The 22,265-nt window shown below is 71.5% G+C and carries 20 protein-coding genes and 1 pseudogene; 12 read left to right on the forward strand and 9 right to left on the reverse strand.

Features of this window, described 5'->3' with window-relative positions; translation table 11 throughout:
- Positions 1 to 12: 12 nt before the first annotated feature.
- The 5 genes and pseudogenes from MOTC310_RS31510 to MOTC310_RS31530 form a co-directional block, all read left to right on the forward strand.
- Positions 13 to 762, forward strand: a pseudogene (locus tag MOTC310_RS31510) (lytic transglycosylase domain-containing protein); the annotation flags it as partial.
- Positions 763 to 1,044: 282 nt separating this feature from the next.
- Positions 1,045 to 1,929 carry a helix-turn-helix transcriptional regulator gene (locus tag MOTC310_RS31515; RefSeq protein WP_331293946.1) on the forward strand — a complete coding sequence of 295 codons (885 nt, stop codon included), beginning with the start codon at positions 1,045 to 1,047 and terminating at the stop codon, positions 1,927 to 1,929.
- A gap of 226 nt (positions 1,930 to 2,155) precedes the next feature.
- Positions 2,156 to 3,007: a serine O-acetyltransferase gene (gene cysE, locus MOTC310_RS31520; protein WP_331293947.1), complete on the forward strand. Its 852-nt coding sequence runs from the start codon at positions 2,156 to 2,158 to the stop codon at positions 3,005 to 3,007.
- A gap of 91 nt (positions 3,008 to 3,098) precedes the next feature.
- Positions 3,099 to 3,314, forward strand: a complete 216-nt coding sequence (locus MOTC310_RS31525; RefSeq protein ID WP_091721446.1) for a DUF3126 family protein — start codon at positions 3,099 to 3,101, stop codon at positions 3,312 to 3,314.
- Positions 3,315 to 3,461: 147 nt separating this feature from the next.
- On the forward strand, positions 3,462 to 3,791 hold the full coding sequence (locus tag MOTC310_RS31530) for a DUF6949 family protein (protein WP_331304617.1): 330 nt from the start codon (positions 3,462 to 3,464) through the stop codon (positions 3,789 to 3,791).
- 5 nt (positions 3,792 to 3,796) lie between these two features.
- Here the strand turns inward: MOTC310_RS31530 and MOTC310_RS31535 are convergent, their stop codons facing one another.
- Entirely contained in the window at positions 3,797 to 4,504 is a 708-nt protein-coding gene (locus MOTC310_RS31535) for a transglutaminase-like cysteine peptidase (RefSeq protein ID WP_331304618.1), read from the reverse strand.
- A gap of 317 nt (positions 4,505 to 4,821) precedes the next feature.
- On the opposite strand from MOTC310_RS31535, the gene MOTC310_RS31540 reads away from it, so the two are divergent.
- A complete protein-coding gene (locus tag MOTC310_RS31540; RefSeq protein WP_331293951.1) occupies positions 4,822 to 5,079 on the forward strand; it encodes a hypothetical protein in 258 nt (85 codons plus the stop codon).
- A gap of 7 nt (positions 5,080 to 5,086) precedes the next feature.
- Here the strand turns inward: MOTC310_RS31540 and MOTC310_RS31545 are convergent, their stop codons facing one another.
- The 7 genes from MOTC310_RS31545 to MOTC310_RS31575 form a co-directional block, all read right to left on the reverse strand.
- Entirely contained in the window at positions 5,087 to 5,686 is a 600-nt protein-coding gene (locus tag MOTC310_RS31545) for a transglutaminase-like cysteine peptidase (protein ID WP_331304619.1), read from the reverse strand.
- 358 nt (positions 5,687 to 6,044) lie between these two features.
- Positions 6,045 to 7,778: an AMP-binding protein gene (locus MOTC310_RS31550; protein ID WP_331304620.1), complete on the reverse strand. Its 1,734-nt coding sequence runs from the start codon at positions 7,776 to 7,778 to the stop codon at positions 6,045 to 6,047.
- Between the two features lie 61 nt (positions 7,779 to 7,839).
- The gene (locus MOTC310_RS31555) at positions 7,840 to 8,619 is read right to left on the reverse strand and encodes an enoyl-CoA hydratase (RefSeq protein WP_331304621.1); all 780 of its coding nucleotides are present in this window, start codon (positions 8,617 to 8,619) and stop codon (positions 7,840 to 7,842) included.
- Positions 8,616 to 9,560 carry a 3-hydroxyisobutyrate dehydrogenase gene (gene mmsB, locus MOTC310_RS31560; RefSeq protein ID WP_473753954.1) on the reverse strand — a complete coding sequence of 315 codons (945 nt, stop codon included), beginning with the start codon at positions 9,558 to 9,560 and terminating at the stop codon, positions 8,616 to 8,618. The genes MOTC310_RS31555 and mmsB overlap by 4 nt, the downstream gene beginning before the upstream one ends.
- Positions 9,561 to 9,694: 134 nt before the next feature.
- Complete coding sequence (locus tag MOTC310_RS31565; protein ID WP_331304622.1) at positions 9,695 to 10,756, reverse strand: enoyl-CoA hydratase/isomerase family protein; 1,062 nt, start codon at positions 10,754 to 10,756, stop codon at positions 9,695 to 9,697.
- Positions 10,753 to 11,898: an isobutyryl-CoA dehydrogenase gene (locus MOTC310_RS31570; protein ID WP_331304623.1), complete on the reverse strand. Its 1,146-nt coding sequence runs from the start codon at positions 11,896 to 11,898 to the stop codon at positions 10,753 to 10,755. The genes MOTC310_RS31565 and MOTC310_RS31570 overlap by 4 nt, the downstream gene beginning before the upstream one ends.
- A gap of 253 nt (positions 11,899 to 12,151) precedes the next feature.
- Positions 12,152 to 13,648: a CoA-acylating methylmalonate-semialdehyde dehydrogenase gene (locus MOTC310_RS31575; RefSeq protein WP_331304624.1), complete on the reverse strand. Its 1,497-nt coding sequence runs from the start codon at positions 13,646 to 13,648 to the stop codon at positions 12,152 to 12,154.
- A 116-nt stretch (positions 13,649 to 13,764) separates the two neighbouring features.
- Between MOTC310_RS31575 and MOTC310_RS31580 the strand changes: the two genes are divergently transcribed.
- Together MOTC310_RS31580 and MOTC310_RS31585 are read left to right on the forward strand one after the other, a co-directional pair.
- Entirely contained in the window at positions 13,765 to 14,673 is a 909-nt protein-coding gene (locus MOTC310_RS31580) for a LysR family transcriptional regulator (protein ID WP_331304625.1), read from the forward strand.
- Between the two features lie 87 nt (positions 14,674 to 14,760).
- The gene (locus MOTC310_RS31585; protein ID WP_331293963.1) at positions 14,761 to 15,924 is read left to right on the forward strand and encodes an iron-containing alcohol dehydrogenase; all 1,164 of its coding nucleotides are present in this window, start codon (positions 14,761 to 14,763) and stop codon (positions 15,922 to 15,924) included.
- 148 nt (positions 15,925 to 16,072) lie between these two features.
- On the opposite strand, the gene MOTC310_RS31590 is transcribed toward MOTC310_RS31585, so the two are convergent.
- Entirely contained in the window at positions 16,073 to 17,302 is a 1,230-nt protein-coding gene (locus tag MOTC310_RS31590; RefSeq protein WP_331293964.1) for an ABC transporter substrate-binding protein, read from the reverse strand.
- A 257-nt stretch (positions 17,303 to 17,559) separates the two neighbouring features.
- Here MOTC310_RS31590 and cpaB point away from each other — a divergent pair, with 257 nt between their 5' ends.
- The 4 genes from cpaB to MOTC310_RS31610 all read left to right on the forward strand — a co-directional run bounded on the left by cpaB (position 17,560) and on the right by MOTC310_RS31610 (position 22,107).
- Positions 17,560 to 18,375, forward strand: a complete 816-nt coding sequence (gene cpaB, locus MOTC310_RS31595) for a Flp pilus assembly protein CpaB (protein ID WP_331293965.1) — start codon at positions 17,560 to 17,562, stop codon at positions 18,373 to 18,375.
- 5 nt (positions 18,376 to 18,380) lie between these two features.
- Positions 18,381 to 20,003, forward strand: coding sequence for a type II and III secretion system protein family protein (locus MOTC310_RS31600; RefSeq protein WP_331304741.1), 1,623 nt, complete (start codon positions 18,381 to 18,383; stop codon positions 20,001 to 20,003).
- 37 nt (positions 20,004 to 20,040) lie between these two features.
- Complete coding sequence (locus MOTC310_RS31605; protein ID WP_331293967.1) at positions 20,041 to 20,784, forward strand: CpaD family pilus assembly protein; 744 nt, start codon at positions 20,041 to 20,043, stop codon at positions 20,782 to 20,784.
- Between the two features lie 78 nt (positions 20,785 to 20,862).
- Positions 20,863 to 22,107 (forward strand): CpaE/TadZ family protein, encoded by a 1,245-nt coding sequence (locus MOTC310_RS31610; RefSeq protein ID WP_331293968.1) that lies wholly within the window; start codon positions 20,863 to 20,865, stop codon positions 22,105 to 22,107.
- The last annotated feature ends 158 nt before the right edge of the window (positions 22,108 to 22,265 follow it).

The raw sequence follows: 22,265 nt of genomic DNA on the forward strand, positions 1-22,265 counted from the left end.
CCGGGTCTCGGAATGCATCGCCTCATCCTGGCCGCCGTCCTCGCGGTCGCGCCCGCCGCCGCCTTCGGGCAGGGCGCGCGCGATAATATCGACGCGTTGATCGAGCAGCAGGCGAAGGCGAACGGCGTTCCGGCGAGCTTCGTGCACGCCGTGGTGAAGCGCGAGAGCAACTACAACCCGCGCGCCAAGGGCGGCAGCGCCCTCGGTCTCATGCAGATCAAGCACGCGACGGCGCGCAGCCTGGGCTACACCGGCGACGCCGCCGGCCTGTACGATCCGGAGACCAACCTGCGCTACGGCGTGGCCTATCTGGCCGGCGCCTACCGCACGGCCAAGGGCAACGTCAGCCAAGCCTACCAGTACTACAACCGCGGCTACTATTACGCGGCCAAGCGCCAGGGCATCTCCACGGAGGTCGCCTCGGTGGTGGCGCCCGTGGCGGCGTCGGCCAGCGCCCTGGCGAGCCTGTTCGGCGGCGGCGCCGCCGATACCCGGAACAACCCCGCGGCCGCCGCCCTGGCCTACGCGCCCACCGCGGCCGCGGTGGCGGAGGTTCCAACCGAGACCGTCGAGGTCCCGCTGCCGCCGCGCCGGCCCGCCGCCCTGGCCGGCGCGACGGTCCAGCTCGACAGCCTGTCCATCGACCCGGCGGCNGCCGGCGGCCGCGCCGGTGCGCGAGGCCACGGCCCTGCCGGTCGAGTAGCGCGCCCGCCCCGAGCCGGACGCGCAGCGGGGAACGGCAGCCCGACCGGGCCTTCTGCCCACACAAGGATCATGCCCAAGGCTTGACCATCGGACCGATCCGCAACACATAGGCGCCACGCCAGCAACGGGTTTGGATCGGTACGGTACGGACCGGCGCCGCAGGATAGCGGCCGTACGCGGGTGGCGCACGACACTTCTCAGGGCAGGAAACGCCGGTCTACGCGCGCACGTTCGGGCAGCCTCCTGTCCGGCGGAACGCCAAAGCGCGATGGATCTCGAAGCGGCAGGCATGCAGGGCACGGACTCTGCTTTCGAGCTGGCAGGAAAGCGGACGGCGCCATGACCGGCGTGGTGGAACAGGAATCACTCTTTCTCACGGACCTCGGGCGCCGCGTCAGGCACGCGCGCACCGTGCGCGGGCTGTCGCGCAAGGTCCTGTCGCAGACCTCGGGCCTGTCCGAGCGCTACATCGCGCAGCTGGAGGGCGGCCAGGGCAACGTCTCGATCATCCTGCTGCGGCGGGTGGCCAACGCCATGGGCGTGCGGCTGGACGACCTGATCACCGGCAACGACGCTCTGCCCGACTGGCCGGTGGTGCGCGACCTCCTGGCCCAGGCGAGCCCGGCCCAGGTCGCTGCCGCCAAGGAGGCCCTGTCCGGCGGCAGCCGGCCCGAATCGAGCAACCGGCCGCGGGTGGCGCTGATCGGCCTGCGCGGCGCCGGCAAGTCGACCCTCGGCAAGCTCGCGGCCGAGCGGCTGGGCTGGACCTTCGTGGAACTCAACGCCGAGATCGAGCGCGAGAACGCGCTCTCGGTCCAGGAGATCTTCGCGATCTACGGCCAGGAAGGCTACCGCCGGCTGGAGCAGGCAGCCCTGCGGCGCCTCACCGAGCATCCCGGGCCGCTGATCCTCGCGACGAGCGGCGGCATCGTCGCGGAACCGCTCACCTACGATCTGCTCCTCCAGGCCTTCTACACGATCTGGCTGCGCGCCCGCCCGGAGGAGCATATGAGCCGCGTGCGCGAGCAGGGACACCTCGCCACGACGGGCGACCACGCCTCCGCCATGCAGGAGCTGCGCGCCGTGCTGGCGAGCCGCGAGCCGCTCTACGCCCGGGCGCCGGCCACGGTGGACACCTCCAACATCCCGGTCCAGGCGATGCTGGACCGCCTGACGGCCGCGATCGAGGCGCGGTTCGGGCAGGCCGTGCCGCTGGCGGACTGACCCGCCCGGCGCGCTGACAGCCATGCGGCCAATGCGACCTCCGGGCCGCGTCGGCCCTTGATCGCCGCGGTGCAGCGCACCACGCTAGGGCGGAGCCCGCGGTCCGGCGTCGCTGCGGCCCGTTCCCGCCCCGGCGGGACCCATGCCCCGCCCGCGCGGGCGCCGGACAGCCTCGCCGCACGCGCGACAGGCGAACATTCGAAGTCTCGGACATGAGCATCTGCCCATGAGCGCCAGTCCTGCCTTCACTCAGCCATCGCATGACCTCGCGGTCGTCGACCCGGTCTGGTCGCGGCTGCGGGACGAAGCGGAGGATGTCCTGCGGACCGAGCCGCAGCTCGCCTCCTTCATCGTCGCGACGATCCTGAACCACACCACGCTGGAGGGCGCGGTCTCCCACCGGGTCGCGGCCCGGCTCGGGCACCCGTCGCTGCCGGCCGAACTCGTCGCCCACGCCTTCCACGAGGCGATCGGAGCGGATCCGGGCATCGGACAGGCGTTCCGCGCCGATATCGGCGCGGTGATCGACCGGGACCCGGCGACCCTCCGCGCCCTGGAGCCGGTCCTGTACTTCAAGGGCTTCCACGCCCTCCAGGCCTACCGCCTCGCCCACCACGTCTGGAACCGCGGCCGGCGCGACCTCGCCCTCTACCTCCAGAGCCGGGTCTCGGAGGTGTTCCAGTGCGACATCCACCCGGCGGCGCGGATCGGGCGGGGCGTCTTTCTCGACCACGCGACCGGCCTCGTGGTCGGCTCGACCGCGGTGATCGAGGACGACGTGTCGATCCTCCACGCCGTGACCCTGGGCGGCACCGGCAAGCAGCGCGGCGACCGCCACCCCAAGATCCGCCGCGGCGTGATGATCGGCGCCGGCGCCAAGATCCTGGGCAACATCGAGGTCGGGGCCTGCGCCCGGGTGGCGGCGGGCTCGGTGGTGCTGCGGCCGGTCCCGCCGAACACCACGGTCGTCGGCGTGCCGGCGCGCGTGGTTGGCACCGCCGGCTGCGACGATCCGGCCCGGGCGATGGACCAGCTCGTCGCCCTCGACCAGTTCATCCACCTGGGCGACGGGATCTGACCCGAAGCCGTCGCGCTTGCCGCTCCGCCCGAGGCGTGGCAAGCCCTCGGCCCATCCGCGGCGCCAGCGCCGCCAGGGGAGATCGACCAGCGTGACCAAAGCCGAGACCGCGAAGCTTCAGGACTATCTGCGCCGCAAGTTCGCGAACAACAATATCCGCCTCACCGCGATGAAGACCGGCGACTCCGCCGAGGTGTTCATCGGCGAGGAGTCGATCGGCGTGATCGCCGACGACAAGGAGGATGGCGACGATTCCTTCGTCTTCCGGATGGCGATCCTCGACATCGATCTCGAGGAAGACGCCTGAGGCGCCGCGCCTCGGCCGATCCCACGCCCCGGGCCGGGCTCCGCCGGCCCGCACCTGTGCACGGATTAACGCTAACGGAGACCCGTGCTTAACAAGCGGTAAACGGCGTGAGTACAGTGCGCGCAACCTGTATCAGGAGCGCGAATAATGGTCTTCACGCCCGCCGCCCTCGAGTGGATCCGGACCCTGTGCATCGGGATGGCGCTGTCCGGCCTGATCGCCAGCGCCTTCGAGCTGTTCGCGGCGCGGCGGGCGAGCTTCAGCCTGCTGGAGCTCGGCGGCCTGCCGGCGGTGGCCGCCCTGCCGATGCTGGCCTTCTCGGCGCCGTTCATCATCCTGCGCAACACGGTGCGCGGCCGGCGGATCGAGGGCCGGCCGATGCCGTTCGTGATGCTGGCGACCGTCATCGCCTGCGGCTGGGGCCTGCTCTCGGGCCGCGTCGCCCTCGACCTCGCGGCGATGCTGGTCGGCGCCTGACCGGCTCAGGGCTCGGCGGTGGCCACCTGCGCGGCGCCGTCCTTGCCCTCCAGGGACACCCAGGCCGGCCCGCTCTGGCCGGCCCGCTTGATGAAGTTGTAGCCGGTGCGCCGCCAGGAGCGGATCGCGTCGGTCTTGTTGTCGAGGATGAAGTCGCCGCGGTCGGTCCGAACCGTCAGGACCGCGTGCCCCTCGTTGGTCTCGTCGATCACCACGGTCATCAGCAGGGCGCGCCGCGGCAGGCCGCGCTCCACCAGCATTCGGCGCTTCAACAGCTGGTAATCCTCACAATCGCCGAACCCGTCATCGGGGAAGTCCCAGCGGTCGACGACGCCCCAATGGGCCTGATCGGTGATCGGCCGGATGCGCGCGTTCACCCGGCGGTTGACGCTCTGCAGCGTCCGCCACACCGCCACGGTCAGCGGGATCGCGGCGGGCTCGGCGGTGTCGACCGTGCATTCCTGAGGTGTGCGGGCGCAGAAATCCGTCCACCCCGCGATCGCGCGCACCGCACCGGTCGGTTCGGCGGCGGTCACCTGATCCGGCAGGACCAGCAGCGCGTGGGCATGGGTCGTGGCGCCGCCCATGGTGAGGATCGTGCCCAGCAGGGCGAAACTCGCCGCCTGCCGCGCACGGCACGCCGCGTGCGTCCACCCGCGCCATTGCAGCGGGCCGAACACCTGACACGAGATTCCGCCATCCGCGTGCCGCATGGTTCAAGCCCCCGCCGCCCGATGATGACGGGAGGGTGACACGGCCACGTGCGACGCACAATGGGGCAGGCAGAAGCAGATAACGCGCGGCGAGCCCTATCGGTTCCGATTTAATGGAGTGTTGCATCCGCAGGGCTTGCCGAGGACACATGCACTGGGCGAATAGCCGCTCTGCGCACTTCCGGAAGGCCTTGATTCAGGTCACCTTTGCCGGCTTCTCAGGGCGGCTCGCGCGGAGGATTCGCGGCGGGCCCATCGAAGCGCAGCAAGCCGGCCAGCCCGTCGCGTACGGTGCCGCGGCCCAGAAAGGACCCGCAATGCAGCCCGCCATCCAGCAGGTGATCAGAGCGCTCGCCGAGGATGGTCGGGCCGGCGCGATCAACATCGCGGAACACGCGGTCGATTCCTATCTCGCCGGCGCGCCGAGCGAGGGGGACAGGGCGCTGTCGCGGGACATCCTCGTGCGGGACCTCGCCAGCCTCCGGGGCGTCGCCCCGCACCTCGCCGCCTTCATCGGCCGGGTCGAGTCCTACGTGGCGGGCCTCGCCCAGCCGTCCCTGAGCCGGGCGGCCTGAAGGCCGCTCACCGGTTGGCGGTCGTGACCGGGGATGTGACGCCGCCGAGGGAGACCCAGGCGACGGCGTCCTGGCTCTCGCGCTTGATGAACACGTAGCCGGTCTTGTGCCAGGGCAGGATCGCGTTGGTCTTGTTGTCGAGCACCAGATCGCCCCGGTCGGTGATCAGCGTCAGCACGGCGTGACCCTCGCCCTTCTCGTCGATCACCACGGTCATGCGCATCGCCCGGCGCGGCAGCCCGGCCTCGGCCAGCATGTGGCGCTTGAGCAGCTGGAAGTCCTCGCAGTCGCCGATGCCGTCCTCGGCCAAGTCCCAGCGGTCGGCCACGTGCAGGTGGTCCTGGTCGGTCATCGGCTCGACCGCCTTGTTGACCCGCCGGTTCACCGACACGATCGTCGCCCAGGTCGCGGGCGTCAGGCTGATCCGGGCCGGCTCGCCCCGGTCCAGCGCGCACTCGGCCGCGTAATTCTGGCAGAACGTCACCCAGGCCGCGATCGGCTTGGCGTCGCCCAGGATCTTGGCGCCCACGTCCGCGGGCAGGCTGGCCAGCGTCTGCGCCTGAGCCGGGGCGGCGAGGCCGAGCAGCGTCGCCGCTCCGACCAGCATCCCCCGAACCGTCCTGAGAAGCCCCGCGCCCATCGAACCCGTCCCCGTTGTTGAGGACAGGATTGCGCCGCAGAGCCTCCGCGGCGCTGAAGCGGATGCGCGCAATTTTATCGATCCGCCGGTGCGGGCCCGGTCACGCGCGACAGCGTCGACGGGAGGCTTGAGAACCCCTGTAAATCGGCGGCTTCGGCTTCGGAAACCGGAAACCTTGAGGGTTCGTGACCCGTGGACCTGAGCTCTCAGGTGCGCCGCCGCCGTCTTTGCGAGCGAAGCGAAGTAATCAGGGCCGCGCCACGCCGACCGCTGTCGCGCTGCCCTGGGTCGCCTCGCTGCGCTCGCGATGACGGGGCGGAAACGCTCACCCCGCGGTCTGGTCGAGCTTGCGCTCCGCCTCGCCCTTCAGCTCGGGGAAATCCGCCTGCGTGTAGGCCTTGCCCCGGTGCGAATCCTCGGTGACGCCCTCGTGCTCGAGGCGGCGCAGCTGCACCCGGCGGATCTTGCCCGAGATCGTCTTGGGCAGGTCGGTGACGAATTCGAGCCCGCGCAGGCGCTTGAAGGTCGCGAGCCGGGCGTTGGTGAAGCGGAAGATGTCGAGGGCCGTCTCCGGCCCGGAGCTGGCCCCCGCGACCAGCGACACGTAGGCCTTCGGGATGGTGTGGCGCATCGGGTCCGGCACCGGCACCACCGCCGCCTCGGCCACGGCCGGGTGCTCGATCAGCACGCTCTCCAGCTCGAACGGGCTGATCCGGTAGCCCGACGACTTGAACACGTCGTCGGCGCGGCCCACGAAGGTGTAGCAGCCCTGCTCGTCCACGAAGGCGACGTCGCCGGTGTGGTAGAGGTCGCCGTCCGCCCCGGACAGGCGGCCCTGGCCGTCGTCGTAGCCCTGCATCAGGCCGGCGGGACGGTGGGCCCCGAGTTCGAGGCAGACCTCGCCCTCCGCGGCCGGCTGGCCGTCGAGGTCGAGGACGCGCACCCGGTAGCCCGGCAGGGGCCGCCCCAGGGCGCCCGGCACCACCGGCTGCCCCGGCGTGTTGGCCATGAGCGCCGTGGTCTCGGTCTGGCCGTAGCCGTCGCGGATCGTGAGGCCCCAGGCGCTCTTCACGCGCTCGATCACCTCGGGATTCAGGGGCTCGCCGGCCGCGCAGACCTCGCGCAGGGCGAGCCGTTTCCCGGTCAGGTCCTCCTGGATGATCATGCGCCAGACGGTCGGCGGCGCGCAGAGCGTGGTGGCGCCGGTGCGCTCCAGCTGCGCCAGCAGCGCGGCCGCGTTGAACGGCGCCTGGTTGATCACCAGGATCGTCGCCCCGGCGTTCCAGGGGGCGAAGAACGAGGACCACGCGTGCTTCGCCCAGCCCGGCGAGGAGACGTTGCAGTGCACGTCCCCCGGCTGGAGCCCGAGCCAGTACATCGTCGAGAGCGCGCCCACCGGGTAGGAGCGGTGGCTGTGGCGCACCAGCTTCGGCTTCGCCGTGGTGCCGGAGGTGAAGTAGAGGAGCAGCGGGTCGTCGGCGCCGGTCGGCCCGTCGGGCGCGAAGGTCTCGGGCGCCCCGAACGCGTCGTCGTAGGCCGCCCAGCCCTCCGCCGGAGCCCCGGTGACGAGGCGGGTGGCGCCGCCCGTGTCGAGGCCGGCGAACCGCGCGATCTGCTCCGGCCCGGCCACGATCGCGCGCGGGCGGCCGCGCGCGAGGCGGTCGGCGAGCTCGTCGGCGGTGAGCAGCGTGGTGGCCGGGATGACCACGGCACCGAGCTTCATCGCCGCCAGCATGGTCTCCCACAGGGCCGGCACGTTGCCGAGCAGCAGGAGCAGGTGGTCGCCGCGCGTCAGGCCGAGCCGCCGCAGGTGATTGGCCACCTGGTTGGAGCGGCGGGCGAGCTCGCCGAAGGTGAGGCTCTGCTCGGCCCCGCTGCCGGCCTCGACGATCCGCAGGGCGGCCCGGTCGCGGCTCTCGGGGCCGGCGAGGACGGCGTCGAACCAGTCGAGCGCCCAGTTGAACGGCACCGGGTCCGGCCACGCGAAGGACGAGACGGCGGCGGCGTAATCGGTGCGCTGGGCCAGCAGAAGGTCGCGGGCCTCCCGGAAGCTCGGCATGGTCGTTCCCCTCCCCTATCGTGCTCTTGGCTGCCCGTCCCGTCGCCGGGGCGGGTCGCGTTCAGGTGTTCTCGAACCGGGGCGGCCGCTTCTCCACGAAGGCGGCCATGCCCTCCTTCTGGTCCTTGGTGGCGAACATCGCGTGGAACACCCGCCGCTCGAAGCGGATGCCCTCGGTCAGCGTGGTCTCGTAGGACCGATTGACCGCCTCCTTGGTCATCATGGCGATCGGCAGCGACATGGACGCGATCGTCTCGGCCGCCTTCATGGCCTCGTCGAGGAGCTGGTCGGCCGCGATCACCCGCGAGACGAGACCGGCGCGCTCGGCCTCGGCGGCGTCCATCATCCGGCCGGTCAGGCACATCTCCATGGCCTTGGCCTTGCCGACGAAGCGGGTCAGCCGCTGGCTGCCGCCGATCCCCGGCATGACCCCGAGCTTGATCTCGGGCTGGCCGAACTGCGCCGTGTCGGCCGCCAGGATGATGTCGCACATCATGGCGAGCTCGCAGCCGCCGCCCAGCGCGTAGCCCGCCACGGCGGCGATGATCGGCGTGCGCACGCCAGTGAACCGCTCCCAGTCGCCGAAGCGGTCGCCCGCGTACATCTCCGCGTAGGTGGCGTGCTGCATCTCCTTGATGTCGGCGCCGGCCGCGAAGGCCTTGGCCGAGCCGGTGATCACGAGGCAGCCGATCCCCGGATCGGCATCCGCCTCGGTGGCCGCCCGGATCACCTCGCGGGTGAGCTGGGCGTTGAGGGCGTTCAGCGCCTTCGGCCGGTTGAGGGTGATCAGCGAGACGCGCCCGCGCGTCTCCGTCAGGATCGTCTCGTACGTGTCGCTCACGACTCGCCTCCCTGCCCGCGGAGCATACGGATGATCGCGGAAAAGTCCTCTCCCCCGTGGCCGGCGCCCTCGAACAGACCGTAGATCTGCGCGGCCTCCGCGCCCAGCGGCGTCGCGGCCCCCGCCGCGATGGCGGCGGCCTGGGCGAGCCGGAGGTCCTTGAGCATCAGCGCGGCGGCGAAGCCCGGCTTGTAGCCGCTATTGGCCGGCGAGGTCGGCACCGGGCCCGGCACCGGGCAGTAGGTGGTCAGCGACCAGCACTGGCCCGAGGAGACCGAGGCGACGTCGTAGAGCGCCTGGTGCGACAGGCCGAGCTTCTCGCCGAGCGCGAAGGCCTCGCTGACGCCGATCATCGAGATGCCGAGGATCATGTTGTTGCAGATCTTGGCCGCCTGCCCGGCGCCGGCCTGGCCGCAATGGAACACGTTCTTGCCCATCGCCTTCAACAGGGGCTCAGCCCTGGCGAAGGCGGCTTCGGCGCCGCCGGCCATGAAGGTCAGCGTCCCGGCCTTCGCGCCGCCGGTCCCGCCGGAGACCGGCGCGTCGACCGACAGGCAGCCCCGGGCCTCCGCGAGGGCGTGGGCCCTGCGGGCGCTCTCGACGTCGACCGTGGAGGAATCGATCAGCAGCGTGCCGGCCGGCACGGCCCCGGCGAGCTGCGTCCAGACCTCGACCACGTGCCGGCCGGCCGGCAGCATGGTGACCACGACGTCCGCGCCTTCGGCCGCTTCGAGGGCCGAGCCCGCGACCGCGATCCCCTCGGCGCGCGCCGCCTCCAGCGAGGCCGGCACCAGATCGAAGCCGCGCACCGCGTGGCCCGCCTTCACGAGGTTGGCCGCCATGGGGCCGCCCATATTGCCGAGACCGATGAACCCGATGGTCTGCGCCATCCTGCTTCTCCCTTGATTGTTGTCGCTCGCGTCACCCAACCGCGCCCTCATCCTGAGGTGACCGCGAAGCGGGCCTCGAAGGAGGGCTCCAGGGATCACGGCGGCTTCCGGAGCCCTCCTTCGAGGCCTACGCTACGCTTCGGCACCTCAGGATGAGGGTGTGGGTGGGAACGAGCGACGCGTCATCACACCGCCCCCGTCCGTGCGTCCGAGAAAACCGGCTCCGCCCGCTTCTCCAGCCAGCGGGCGATCCGCGCCGGATCGACGGCGTCGAGGGTCGCGGGGTTCCAGCGCGGGCTCTTGTCCTTGTCGATCACCGCGGCGCGGATGCCCTCGCGGAGATCCCCCTCCGCCAGGACGGCCAGCGAGGCGTGGAACTCGCGCTCCAGGCAGGCCTCCAGGTTCGGCGCGCCGCGACCGCGGCGCAGCAGGCACAGCGTCAGGACGAGGCTCGACGGCGCCTTGGTCAGCAGGGTCTTCCGGGTCGCCGCCGCGAAATCTGAGCCGTCGGCGTCGAGGGCCGACAGGATCTCGTCGACCATGTCGAAGGCGAAGCAGCGGTCGATCACGGCACGATGCTCGGCCAGGGGCGCCGGACCGGGATCCCGCGCGTGGCGGGCGATCGCGTCCCCCACGCCCGCATCGCCGGCATCCGGCGGGAGCGCCGCGAGGGCCTCGATCAGGGCGGGGAGCGCCGCGGAAGGCACGAGCGCGTCGGCGAAGTTGCAAGCAATCGCGTCGGCGGCGCCCATCGGCGCGCCGGTGAGGCCGAGATAGGTACCGACCTCCCCCGGCGCCCGCGGCAGCAGCCACGTGCCGCCGACATCCGGGAAGTAGCCGATGCCGGTCTCCGGCATGGCGACGCGGGAGCGGTCGGTGACGATCCGGTGGGCGGCATGGCCGGCGAGCCCGACGCCGCCGCCCATGGTGATGCCGTCCATCACGGCCACGAACGGCTTTTCGTACTGGGCAATGCGCGCATCCAGCCGGTACTCATCGCGCCAGAAATTCTCGGCCGCGACCAGGTCGGTGCTGTCGTACAGGGTGCGCAGGTCACCGCCGGCGCAGAGGCCGCGCTCGCCCTCGCCGGTGAGCAGCACCGCGGCGATGCCGGGATCGGCCGAGAACCGGTCGAGGGCCCGGTCGATCTCGCCCACCATCCCGTGGGTCAGGGCGTTGAGGGCCTTCGGCCGGTCGAGGCGCAGGCGCCCGAGGGCGCCGACCCGCTCGACGATCACGTCGCTCATCGGCGCCCCCCGGTCAGCCCGCGGGCGATGATCAGCCGCATGATCTCGTTGGTCCCCTCGAGGATCTGGTGCACCCGCAGGTCGCGGACGATCTTCTCCACGCCGTACTCGGCGAGGTAGCCGTAGCCGCCGTGCAGCTGGAGCGCCTGGTTCGCCACCTCGAAGGCGGCGTCGGTGACGTGACGCTTGGCCATGGCGCAGAGCTGAGTCGCGGTCGGGTCCTTCGCGTCGAGCGCGGAGGCCGCGTGGCGCAGGAAGGTGCGCGACACTTCCAGGCTGGTCGCCATGTCGGCGAGCCGGAACTGCAGCGCCTGGAAATCGGTGAGCTTCGCCCCGAAGGCGCGCCGGTCGCCCATATAGGCGAGCGCCTTGTCGAGGGCGGCCTGGGCGCCGCCGAGCGAGCAGGCGGCGATGTTGAGGCGCCCGCCGTCGAGGCCGCTCATGGCGATCTTGAAGCCCTGCCCCTCGGCGCCGAGGCGGTTCTCCACCGGCACGCGGCAGCCGTCGAAGCGCACGGCGCGGGTCGGCTGGGCGTTCCAGCCCATCTTGCGCTCGTCGGCCCCGAAGGACAGGCCGGGCGTGCCCTTCTCGACCACGATCGCCGAGATCCCCGCCGGGCCGGCCTCGCCGGTGCGGACCATGCAGACGTAGAGGTCGCTGGCGCCGGCGCCGGAGATGAACTGCTTCTCGCCGGTGAGCACATAATGGTCGCCGTCCCGCTCCGCGCGGGTGCGGAGCGCCGCCGCGTCGGAGCCGGAGCCCGGCTCGGTCAGGCAGTAGCTGGCGATCCGCTCCATGCCCATGAGCGACGGCAGCCAGCGCCGGCGCTGATCGTCGTCGCCGTAGGCGTCGATCATCCAGGCGCACATGTTGTGGATCGACAGGAACGCCGCCACGGTCGGGCAGCCGGTGCTGAGCGCCTCGAAGATCAGGGTGGCGTCGAGGCGCGACAGGCCGGAGCCGCCGACATCCTCGCGGACGTAGATGCCCGCCATGCCGAGGGCGGCCGCTTCCCGCAGGGTCTCGACTGGGAAGGTCTTGTCGCGGTCCCAGTCGAGGGCGTGGGGGGCGATGTGCTCGGCCGCGAAGCCGAGGGCCATGTCGCGGATCGCGGTCCGATCCTCATCGAGCCCGAAACGCATGGGCACTCCCTCTCATTGGTCACCCAACCGCGCGGTTCGTACATCAGCCGCCACAGGACGCGACGTACCCCCTCCCCCGTGCGGGAGAGGGTCGGGGTGAGGGATCGGGTCTTTCCGGAGAGGTCCGGCCTCTCAACCCTGTCCCTCTCCGACGGATCTCGGGCCTGCCCGCGATCCGGATCGGAGGGCCCAGGCCGGGCAAACCCGGCTCGGGTGGACAGGGAACCGACACCTCGCCTCGGAACGCCGCGCCCTACCGCATCGTCGGGATGGAGAACTCGGCCCCGCTCTTGATGCCACTCGGCCAGCGCTGCGTCACGGTCTTGGTCTTGGTGTAGAAGCGGATCGAGTCCGGCCCGTGCTGGTTCAGGTCGCCGAAGCCCGAGCGCTTCCAGCCGCCGAAGGTGTGGTAGGCGATCGGGACCGGGATCGGCACGTTCACGCCGACCATGCCGACGTTGACCCGGGCGGTGAAGTCGCGGGCCGCGTCACCGTCCTGGGTGAAGATCGCGACACCGTTGCCGTACTGGTGGGTCGAGGGCAGCGCCAGCGCCTCCTCGTAATCCTTGGCCCGCACCACCGAGAGCACGGGGCCGAAGATCTCCTCCTTGTAGATCGTCATGTCGGGCGTCACGCGGTCGAACAGCGAGCCGCCCATGTAGAAGCCGTTCTCGTAGCCCTGGAGCTTGAAGCCGCGGCCGTCGACCGCGAGTTGCGCGCCCTCGGCGACGCCCTTGTCGATGTAGCTCTTCACCCGCTCCACCGCCTCGGCGGTGACGAGCGGGCCGTAATCGGCCGAGCCGTCGTGCGAGGGACCGATCTTGAGCGACTCGACCCGCGGGATCAGCCGCTCCATCAGCCGGTCGGCGGTCTGCTCGCCCACCGGCACCGCCACCGAGATCGCCATGCAGCGCTCGCCCGCCGAGCCGTAGCCGGCGCCGATCAGCGCGTCGACCGCCTGGCCCATATCGGCGTCCGGCATGATGATCATGTGGTTCTTGGCGCCGCCGAAGCACTGGGCGCGCTTCCCCGTCTCGGCGGCGCGCACGTAGATGTACTCGGCGATGTGCGAGGAGCCGACGAAGCCCACCGCCTTGATGTCCTCGTCGTCGAGGATGGCATCCACGGCTTCCTTGTCGCCGTTGACGACGTTGAGGATCCCCGGCGGCAGCCCCGCCTCCAGGAAGATCTCGGCGATGCGGATCGGCACGCTCGGGTCGCGCTCGGACGGCTTCAGGATGAAGGCGTTTCCGCAGGCGATGGCCGGGGCGCATTTCCACAGCGGGATCATGGCCGGGAAGTTGAACGGCGTGATGCCGGCGACGACGCCGAGCGGCTGGCGCAGGGAGTAGACGTCGATCCCGGGACCTGCCCCTTCCGTGTACTCGCCCTTGAGCAGGTGCGGGATGCCGCAGGCGAACTCGACCACCTCGACGCCGCGCTGGATGTCGCCCTTGGCGTCCGGGACGGTCTTGCCGTGCTCGGAGGCGAGGAGCTCGGCCAGCGAATCGTTCTCGGCGCGGATGAGTTCGAGGAAGCGCATCATCACGCGGGCGCGCTTCTGCGGGTTGGTGGCCGCCCAGGCCGGCTGGGCCGCCTTGGCGTTCTCGACGGCGGCGCGGAGTTCCGCCTTGCTGGCCAGCGCGACCTTGGCCTGGACCTCGCCGGTCGAGGGGTGGAACACGTCGGCGAACCGCCCGCTCTCGCCGCCGACATTGCGGCCGCCGATGTAGTGCCCGATCGTGCGCATGCGCGCCTCCCTGTGATGTGGCGTTGGATTTTGGCGCACCCTATCAGGAACGCTTGAGCGATAAAGCCGGATGCGCTTACAGCCGTCGTGCATCGATGCACAGCCGGGGTGCGGTCATGGCCAGGACGGGGCCCAACTGGGACGATCTCCGCTTCTTCCTGGCGGTGGCGCGGACGGGGACGCTGAGCGCCGCCGGGGCGCGCACCGGCACCGAGCACACGACGGTCGGGCGGCGGATCCGGGCCCTCGAGGAAGGCCTGGGCGCGCGCCTGTTCCACCGCAGCAACCTCGGCTACGCCCTGACGGAGCACGGCGCGAACCTGCTCGGCGTCGCCGAGGCGATGGAGAGCGCGTTCCTGTCGGCCAGCGCCGCCACGGAAGCCGCACAGGCGGTCTCGGGGACGGTGCGGATCGGCGCGCCCGACGGGTTCGGCAGCGTCTTCCTCGCGCCCCGGATGCACCGGCTCACCGCCCGCCATCCGGGGCTGGAAGTCGAGATCATGGCGACCGCCCGGATCTTCAGCCTGTCGAAGCGCGAGGCCGACATCGTCATCAGCCTCTCCGGCCCGCAGCAGGCGCGGGTGGTGGCGCGTCGGCTGACCGATTACCGGCTGCTCGTCTACGCGGCCGAATCCTACCTGGCGGGGGCCGGGCCGATCGGGGAGGTGGCGGACCTCTCGGGGCACCCCTTCGTCGGCTACATCGAGGACATGCTGTTCACGCGCGAGCTGAACTATCTCGGCGCCCTGGGCCCGCCGGTCTCCGCGCGGCTGCGCTCCACCAACCTGCTGGCCCAGGTCCACGCGACGCTCGGCGGCGCCGGCCTCTGCGTGCTGCCGGCCTTCATCGCGGCGGCCCATCCGGGGCTCGTCCCGGTCCTGCCCGGAGCGGTGTCCCTGACCCGCTCGTTCCACATGCACATCCACGAGGACCACCGGAAGGCGGCCCATATCCGCGCGGTCGCGGGCTTCATCGCCGGCGAGGTGGAGGCCGCCACCGCGCTGTTCGCCGGGCCGTCAGTGTAAGCGCCGGCAGTTTCGCCCCGGGGGCGCAGGTCCTAAGATCACCGTCCCGGCGGACCAGCCCAGGCGCCGGGTGGGAGAAGCAAGAGAATGGTCGCCTCGATCGCCCTGCCCCGGCTGATGCGCGTCGGCGCCGGCGCCTCGCGGCTCCTGCCGGAGGTGCTCGGCCAGCTCGGCCTGTCGCGCCCCTTCGTGGTCACCGACCCCTACCTCGCCGGCAGCGGCCGCACCGACACGCTGCTCGAGCGGCTCACCAAGGCGGGCGCGCGGGCCACCATCTTCTCCGAGACCGTGCCGGACCCGACCGTCGCCTCCGTGGAGGCGGCGCTCGCCGCGCTCCGGGCGGGCGATTTCGACTGCGTCGTCGGCTTCGGCGGCGGCAGCCCGATGGACACCGCCAAGGCGGTGGCGGTGCTCGCCCGCCACGGCGGCCACATGCGCGACTACAAGGCACCGCGCCAGCAGGACGAGCCCGGCCTGCCGATCGTGGCGATCCCGACCACCGCCGGCACCGGCTCGGAGGCGACCCGCTTCACCATCGTGACCGACGAGGCCTCGGACGAGAAGATGCTCTGCATCGGGCTGGCCTACCTGCCGGTGGCGGCCCTGGTCGATTACGAGCTGACGCTGACCAAGCCCAAGCGGCTCACGGCGGATACCGGGATCGACGCCCTGACCCACGCCATCGAGGCCTACGTCTCGCGCAAGTCGAACCTGTTCTCGGACGGGCTGGCGCTGCAGGCGATGGGGCTGATCGCCCCGAACCTGCGCCGGGTCTGGACCGATCCGGGCGACCGGGCGGCGCGGGAGTCGATGATGCTCGGCGCAACCCAGGCCGGCATCGCCTTCTCCAACGCCTCCGTGGCGCTGGTCCACGGCATGAGCCGGCCGATCGGCGCGCATTTCCACGTGGCGCACGGGCTGTCGAACGCGATGCTGCTGCCGGCGGTGACGGCCTTCTCGGCCCCGGCCGCCATCGACCGCTACGCCGCCTGCGCCCGCGCCATGAAGATCGCCGGCCCGGACACCGACGACCGGTCCGCCGTGTCGGCCCTGGTGGCCGAGCTCGAGGCGCTGAACGACGACCTCGACGTGCCGGGGCCGCAGGAATACGGGATCGACCCCGCCCGGTGGGAGGCGCTGCTCCCCACCATGGCGGCACAGGCGCTGGCCTCCGGCTCCCCGGCCAACAACCCGGTGGAGCCCAGCGCCGACGAGATCGTGGCTCTGTACCGGCGCGTCTGGGCGGGGTGATACCCTCTCGGAGCAGAGCGTATCCTGAGACGGGAAATCCGGGCCCCGCCGTCTTTGCGAGCGGAGCGAGGCTATCCAGCAGCGCCACGCAAACAGATGTCGCGCTGCCCTGGGTCGCTTCGCTGCGCTCGCGATGACGGGGTGAGACCTACTTCGCCGCCGTCAGCGGGCAGCCGCTCTCGGTCGGCGAGGCGAAGGCCTCCTTGCCGGGGACGGTCGAGATCAGCTTGTAGAGGTCCCACTCGCCCTTCGACTCGGCGGGCTTCTTGACCTCGAACAGGTACATGTCGTGCACCATGAGGCCGTCGGCCTGCACGACCCCGTTATGGGCGAAGACGTCGTCCACCGGCAGCGCCTTGAGCTTGGCGTTGACCGCGTCGGTCTCGTCGGTACCGGCGGCCTTGACGGCCTTCAGGTAGGACAGGACCGCCGAGTAGGTGCCGGCCTGGATCATGTTGGGCATCCGGCCGGTGCGCTTCATGTAGCGCTGGCCGAAGGCGCGGGTCTCGTCGTTGGCGTCCCAGTACCAGCCCTCCGTGAGCGTCAGGCCCTGGGCGACCTTGAGGCCGAGCCCGTGCACCTCCGAGAGGGTGAACAGCAGCGCCGCGAGCTTCTGGCCGCCCTCGACGATGCCGTACTCGGCGGCCTGCTTGATCGCGTTCGAGGTATCGAGGCCGGCATTGGCGAGCCCGATCACCTTCGCCTTCGAGCCCTGCGCCTGGAGCAGGAACGAGGAGAAATCCTGGTTCGAGAGCGGGTGCCGGACGCTGCCCAGCACCTTGCCGCCGTTGGCGATCACGACCTTGCTGGTGTCGGCCTCCAGCGCCGACCCGAAGGCGTAGTCGGCCGTGAGGAAGAACCACGTGTTGCCGCCCGCCCGCGTCAGCGCGCCGCCGGTGCCGACCGCCAGCGCCCGCGTGTCGAACGCCCAGTGGTAACCGTAGGGCGTGCAGGCCTTGCCGGTGAGGTCGCTGGTCGCGGCCCCGGTGGTGATGGTGATCTTCTTCTTCTCCTTGGACAGGCCCTGGACCGCCAGCGCCACCGAGGAGGTGGTCAGTTCCATGATCGCGTCGACGCCGTCGCGGTCGTACCACTGCCGGGCGATCGCCGAGGCGATGTCGGGCTTGTTCTGGTGGTCGGCGGTGAGAATCTCGATCGGCACGCTGCCGATCTTGCCGCCCATGTCCTCCACCGCCATCCGCGCGGCCTCGACCGAGCCCTGGCCGCCGTACTCGGCGTAGAGGCCGGACTGGTCGTTGAGGACCCCGATCCGTATCGCGTTGTCCGAGAAGCTCCCCTGCGCGGCCGCCGGTGCCGAGCCGAGCGCAGTCCCCGCGAGCGCGGCCGCCAGAACCGCGCCGCCCATTGTCCTGATCATGTCTCCCCCCGGTTCGCCCGAGTGCCCGCTTCTGAGGCGGTTCCGGCGGCACGATAGGTCACGACCGAGCGGCGCGCCACGGCCAAGGCCGGGCGCGAGCTGAAGGATTCTGCGGATTGTGACGCGGTTCCGGTCGCCCCGTTTTCGGACCGGCGACAACGCCAGAGGTTATAATACCTTAACCATAATTACACGAATCCCCGCGCAGGTTCCGGACATGGACGGCAATCCGGCCGTCTCCGGCGCGTGGCGATGCGATGAACCCAGCCCGTTTCGCCGTCCTCGGTATCGCCCTCGCGGCGGGGACCGGGGCGGCCTTCCTGATGAGCGGCGGCGATCCGCCACCGCCGCCGCCGCCGCCGAAGGCCGAGGCGCCGCCGCAGCCGACGACCGACGTGCTCGTGGCCGCGATCGACATGCCCATGGGCCAGGTGCTCCGGGCGGCGGATCTGCGCTGGCAGTCCTGGCCGGACGGCGCCGTGGCCAACGGCTACATGACCCGCAAGATCACCCCGAAGGCCCTGGAGGAGACCGTGGGCGCGTCGGTGCGCTCGGGCTTCCTGGCTGGCGAGCCGATCCGCGCGCAGAAGCTGGTGCGCCCGGAGAGCGGCTTCATGGCGGCGATCCTGCCGTCCGGCATGCGCGCGGTCGCCATCGTCACCGACAGCCGCGGCACCAACTCGGCCGGCGGCTTCATCCTGCCGAACGACCGCGTCGACGTGATCCGCACCTTCCGCGACGAGTCCAATTCGCGGGCCAACAACAGCGACGTGCAGCTCTCCCAGACGATCCTGACCGACATCCGCGTCCTGGCGATCGGTCAGCTGGTCCAGGAGAAGAACGGCACCAACGTCGTCACCGGCGAGACCGCGACGCTGGCCGTCACGCCCGCGCAGGCCGAGACCCTGGCGCTCGCCCAGAAGGTCGGCGCCCTCACCCTCTCGCTGCGCAGCCTCGCCGATGCCGGGCGCCCGCCCGAAGCCACGCCGCTGGCCGACGCGTCCGCCGCGCAGATGCCCGAACCCGCCCTGACCGTGGTGCGCTTCGGCGTCGCGCGGCAGCAGACGCCGTGACCGCCATGACCGCTCCGCTGCCCCACACGCGCCCGACGCGCCGTCCCGGCCCGCGCCGCCGCTCGGCCGGCGCCCTCGCCCTGCTGGCCGCCCTGACCGGGCCGGCCCCCGCCCAGGACCGTCAGACCTTCGGTCCCGCACCGGTCCTGACGGTCGGGGCCGCGGAAGCGAACTCGACCCGGCGGGTCGAGCTGACCGCCGGCCGCTCCGTCATCATCGACCTGCCGCGGGACGCCAAGGAGGTGTTCGTGGCCAACCCCGCGGTGGCCAACGCCGTGGTCCGCTCGACCCGCAAGGTCTTCGTGATCGGCATGGCCGACGGCGCGACCTCGATCTTCATCATGGATGCCGAGGGCCGCCAGATCGCCGCCCTCGACGTGACGGTGGCGCGGGACCTCAACCTCGGGACCCTGCGCGAGCTGCTCAGCCAGAGCATCCCGGGCGGACGCTTCGACGTGCGCTCCTCGGGTGCCTCGGTGCTCCTGTCGGGCTCGGTCAACTCCTCGTCGGACGCGCAGCAGGCGATCGACATCTCCAACGCCTTCGTGGGCCTGGGCGGCGGCGGGGCCGCCGGTCCGGCGGGTGCGGCCAGCGGCGGCGTCGCCGCCGGATCCCGCGGGGCGGTGATCAACAATCTCACGATCCGCAACAAGGATCAGGTGATGCTCCGCGTCACCGTGGTGGAGGTGTCCCGCAACGTCGTGAAGCAGTTCGGGATCAACATGACCGGCAACTGGTCGGCGCTGAACCCGATCGGGACCGCGGGCGAGACGATCATCAACAGCGGGACCGCCGCCGCCGCGTCGGTGCCGACGACGATCCCGAACGTCCTGACCAACAGCCTGCCCTTCCCGATCAACACGAACACGCCCAGCGGAAACCAGATCCAGGCCTCCGTGCGTGCGGGCGGCCTCTCGCTCCAGGCGACCCTGAAGGCCTTCGAGCAGGCCGGCGTCTCGCGCATCCTGGCCGAGCCGACGCTCACCGCCATCTCGGGCGAGGCCGCCAAGTTCCTGGCCGGCGGCGAATTCGCGGTCCCGTCCTCGGCCACCTGCACGGTCGGCGGCGTCTGCACGCCCGGCATCACCTACAAGCCCTACGGCGTCGCCCTGTCGTTCACCCCCACGGTGCTGGCCGACAACCGGATCTCGATCCGGGTCGCCACGGACGTGACCGAGATCGATCCCCAGCAGAGCTTCAGCTACGTCATCGGCAACAACTCGGTCGCGGTGCCGGGCACCCGGGTGCGCCGATCCGAGACCACCGTCGAGCTGCCCTCCGGCGGCGTGATGATGACCGCCGGCCTGATCCAGCAGTTCAACAAGCAGGCGATCGCCGGCCTGCCCGGCCTGATCAACCTGCCGATCCTCGGCGCGCTGTTCCGCTCCCGCGACTACCAGCGCCAGGAGACCGAGCTGATGATCATGTGCACGCCCTACATCGCCCGGCCGATGGAGCCGAAGCAGGTCAGCCGGCCCGACGACAACTTCGTCGACGCCAGCGACGGCCAGACCGTGCTGCTCGGCCAGATCAACCGCATCTACGGCAAGGTCGCGCCGCCCGGAGCGACCGCCGCGGCGCCGCTCGGCCGCACCTACCGCGGCCGCGTCGGCTTCATCGTCGAGTAGCGCCCCGCCGCCCCGCCGCGCCTCCAGGATCGGAACCATGACCGGACGTCACCCGCCCGCCCTGCCCCGCCGCGTCGCGAGCGTGCTCGCCGCCTGCGCGCTGGGCGCCCTCGCGGCGGCCTGCAAGACCGATCCCGCCACGACCGGCGGCATCGACGTGACGGATTACCGCGCGCGCCACCCGATCGTGCTGACCGACGGGACCCGCACCCTCGACGTGTTCCCCACCGGTATGGGGCACCTGGACCCGCGCCAGGCGACCGACGTCGACGCCTTCATGCTGGAATACCGGCGCTACGGCCGCGGAACCCTGCTGATGCAGGTGCCGCAGGGCGTCCCGTCCGACCAGATCGTCGCCGTTCAGCGGACGGCCTCGGTGCTGGGCCGGTTCGGCACGCAGAACGGCGTCAACGCCCGCGAGATCACCGTCACCGCCTACGCGGTGGCCGCGCCGACCCTGGCGGCGCCGATCCGGCTGAGCTTCCAGCGCATGCAGGCCAAGGTGGCCGACGCCTGCGGCCTCTGGCCCCAGGACCTCGGCACCCGCGGCTTCGCGGCCGACTACAACAACCAGCCGAGCTGGAACCTGGGCTGCGCCATGCAGTCCAACGTGGCAGCCCAGGTCGCCGACCCGGTCGACCTCGTGCGCGGCCGGCCCGAGGGCCGCATCGACACGGTCAAGCGGGTCCGGGACATTGGCCAGTTGCGGGACGGCAAGGATCCGTCAACCACATGGCGTCAAGATGGGCAGACCGCCGTGAAGTCCCAGGTCACGAACTGAGACAGCCGGCGTCGGGGATGGGCAGCCCCGCCGCCGACCGCAACGCCGCGCCCCGAACGCGAACCCGAAAGCGCCGTCATGGCAGAGCTGTCCGAGACAACCGAGCGCACGATCGCCCCGGTGCCCCGGATCACCATCCAGGCATTCTGCGAGACCGGCGAGACCGCGGCGATGATCGAGGGCGCGGCCCTCGACCGGCGCATGCAGAAGGCGCAGGTCAAGGTCCGGATGGGCGGCGGCGCCGCCGCGATCGAGGCCTACCGGCACGCGCCGACGCCCAACGTGATCATCATCGAGATCCAGGGGGCGCGCTCGAAGCCGATCGAGTGCCTCGACGCGCTGGCCGAGGTCTGCGACGAGGGCACCCGCGTCCTGGTGATCGGCCACGTCAACGACGTGATGCTCTACCGGCAGCTGATCCAGCGCGGGGTGTCCGACTACCTGATGGCGCCGGTCGAGCCCCTGACGCTCATCGCCGCGATCTCCGACCTGTTCACGGCCCCGGGCGTCAAGCCGGTGGGTCGGACCGTGGCGGTCTACGGCGTGAAGGGCGGGATCGGCGCCTCGACCGTGGCGCACAATTTCGCGTGGTCCGTGGCCCGGGGCCAGGGCGTCCAGACGGTGATCGCCGACCTCGACATCGCCTTCGGCACCGCCTCGCTCAACTTCAACCAGGACCCGCCGCAGGGCATCGCCGAGGCGGTGTTCGCCCCCGAGCGCCTGGATTCCGCCCTGGTCGAGCGGCTGCTGTCCAAGTGCAGCGACAACCTGAGCCTGCTCTCGGCCCCGGCGAGCCTCGACCGGACCATCGACCTGTCCGAGCCGGCCTTCGACACCCTGATCGAGCACATGCGGGCGAGCGTGCCCTGCGTGGTCCTCGACATCCCGCACCAGTGGAACGCGTGGACGAAGCGGGTGCTCACGGCGGCCGACGAGATCCTGATCGTGGCCGGGCCCGACCTCGCCTGCCTGCGCAACGCCAAGAACCTCCTCGGCGCGCTGAAGCACGGGCGCCCGAACGACCAGCCGCCGCGAATCCTGCTCAACGGCGTCGGCGTCCCCAAGCGCCCCGAGATCGGCACCGCCGAGTTCGCCAAGGCCCTGGAGGCGCCGGTCGCCCTGTCGATCCCGTTCGAGCCGACCCTGTTCGGCACGGCGGCCAACAACGGCCAGATGATCGCCGAGATCCAGGCCGGGTCGAAGGTGGCGGACCTGTTCAACGACCTGGCGGCCATGACCCTCGGGCGTCCCGAGAGCCGACGGGGCCGTCCGAGCCTGCTGGAGCCGCTGCTCGCCAAGCTCGCCGGCCGCAAGGCCTCCTGATGCGGACGCGATCCTTCGCCCGTCAGGCTCCGCGGGTCAGCGTCGGGGATCTGAGCCATGTTCGGTAGGCGACAGTCCGGCGGCGCGTCGGCGGCGCCCCCGCCGATCCCGCAGATGCGGAGCCCGGCACCGGCCGCGCCGGTCCTGCGCGACGCGCC

It is taken from the genome of Methylobacterium oryzae (assembly GCF_036441375.1).
Lineage (GTDB): Bacteria > Pseudomonadota > Alphaproteobacteria > Rhizobiales > Beijerinckiaceae > Methylobacterium > Methylobacterium oryzae_A.

Excerpts from the sequence above, each read along its gene's own strand:
- MOTC310_RS31580 (WP_331304625.1), top strand. The coding sequence starts at position 13,765 with ATGGCCAGGACGGGGCCCAACTGGGACGATCTCCGCTTCTTCCTGGCG.
- MOTC310_RS31600 (WP_331304741.1), top strand. The coding sequence starts at position 18,381 with ATGACCGCTCCGCTGCCCCACACGCGCCCGACGCGCCGTCCCGGCCCG.
- mmsB (WP_473753954.1), bottom strand. The coding sequence starts at position 9,560 with ATGAGGGCGCGGTTGGGTGACGCGAGCGACAACAATCAAGGGAGAAGC.
- MOTC310_RS31565 (WP_331304622.1), bottom strand. The coding sequence starts at position 10,756 with ATGAGCGACGTGATCGTCGAGCGGGTCGGCGCCCTCGGGCGCCTGCGC.
- MOTC310_RS31545 (WP_331304619.1), bottom strand. The coding sequence starts at position 5,686 with ATGCTGGTCGGAGCGGCGACGCTGCTCGGCCTCGCCGCCCCGGCTCAG.
- cpaB (WP_331293965.1), top strand. The coding sequence starts at position 17,560 with ATGAACCCAGCCCGTTTCGCCGTCCTCGGTATCGCCCTCGCGGCGGGG.
- MOTC310_RS31540 (WP_331293951.1), top strand. The coding sequence starts at position 4,822 with ATGCAGCCCGCCATCCAGCAGGTGATCAGAGCGCTCGCCGAGGATGGT.
- MOTC310_RS31550 (WP_331304620.1), bottom strand. The coding sequence starts at position 7,778 with ATGCCGAGCTTCCGGGAGGCCCGCGACCTTCTGCTGGCCCAGCGCACC.
- MOTC310_RS31585 (WP_331293963.1), top strand. The coding sequence starts at position 14,761 with ATGGTCGCCTCGATCGCCCTGCCCCGGCTGATGCGCGTCGGCGCCGGC.
- cysE (WP_331293947.1), top strand. The coding sequence starts at position 2,156 with ATGAGCGCCAGTCCTGCCTTCACTCAGCCATCGCATGACCTCGCGGTC.
- MOTC310_RS31575 (WP_331304624.1), bottom strand. The coding sequence starts at position 13,648 with ATGCGCACGATCGGGCACTACATCGGCGGCCGCAATGTCGGCGGCGAG.
- MOTC310_RS31515 (WP_331293946.1), top strand. The coding sequence starts at position 1,045 with ATGACCGGCGTGGTGGAACAGGAATCACTCTTTCTCACGGACCTCGGG.
- MOTC310_RS31530 (WP_331304617.1), top strand. The coding sequence starts at position 3,462 with ATGGTCTTCACGCCCGCCGCCCTCGAGTGGATCCGGACCCTGTGCATC.
- MOTC310_RS31610 (WP_331293968.1), top strand. The coding sequence starts at position 20,863 with ATGGCAGAGCTGTCCGAGACAACCGAGCGCACGATCGCCCCGGTGCCC.
- MOTC310_RS31605 (WP_331293967.1), top strand. The coding sequence starts at position 20,041 with ATGACCGGACGTCACCCGCCCGCCCTGCCCCGCCGCGTCGCGAGCGTG.
- MOTC310_RS31535 (WP_331304618.1), bottom strand. The coding sequence starts at position 4,504 with ATGCGGCACGCGGATGGCGGAATCTCGTGTCAGGTGTTCGGCCCGCTG.
- MOTC310_RS31570 (WP_331304623.1), bottom strand. The coding sequence starts at position 11,898 with ATGCGTTTCGGGCTCGATGAGGATCGGACCGCGATCCGCGACATGGCC.
- MOTC310_RS31590 (WP_331293964.1), bottom strand. The coding sequence starts at position 17,302 with ATGATCAGGACAATGGGCGGCGCGGTTCTGGCGGCCGCGCTCGCGGGG.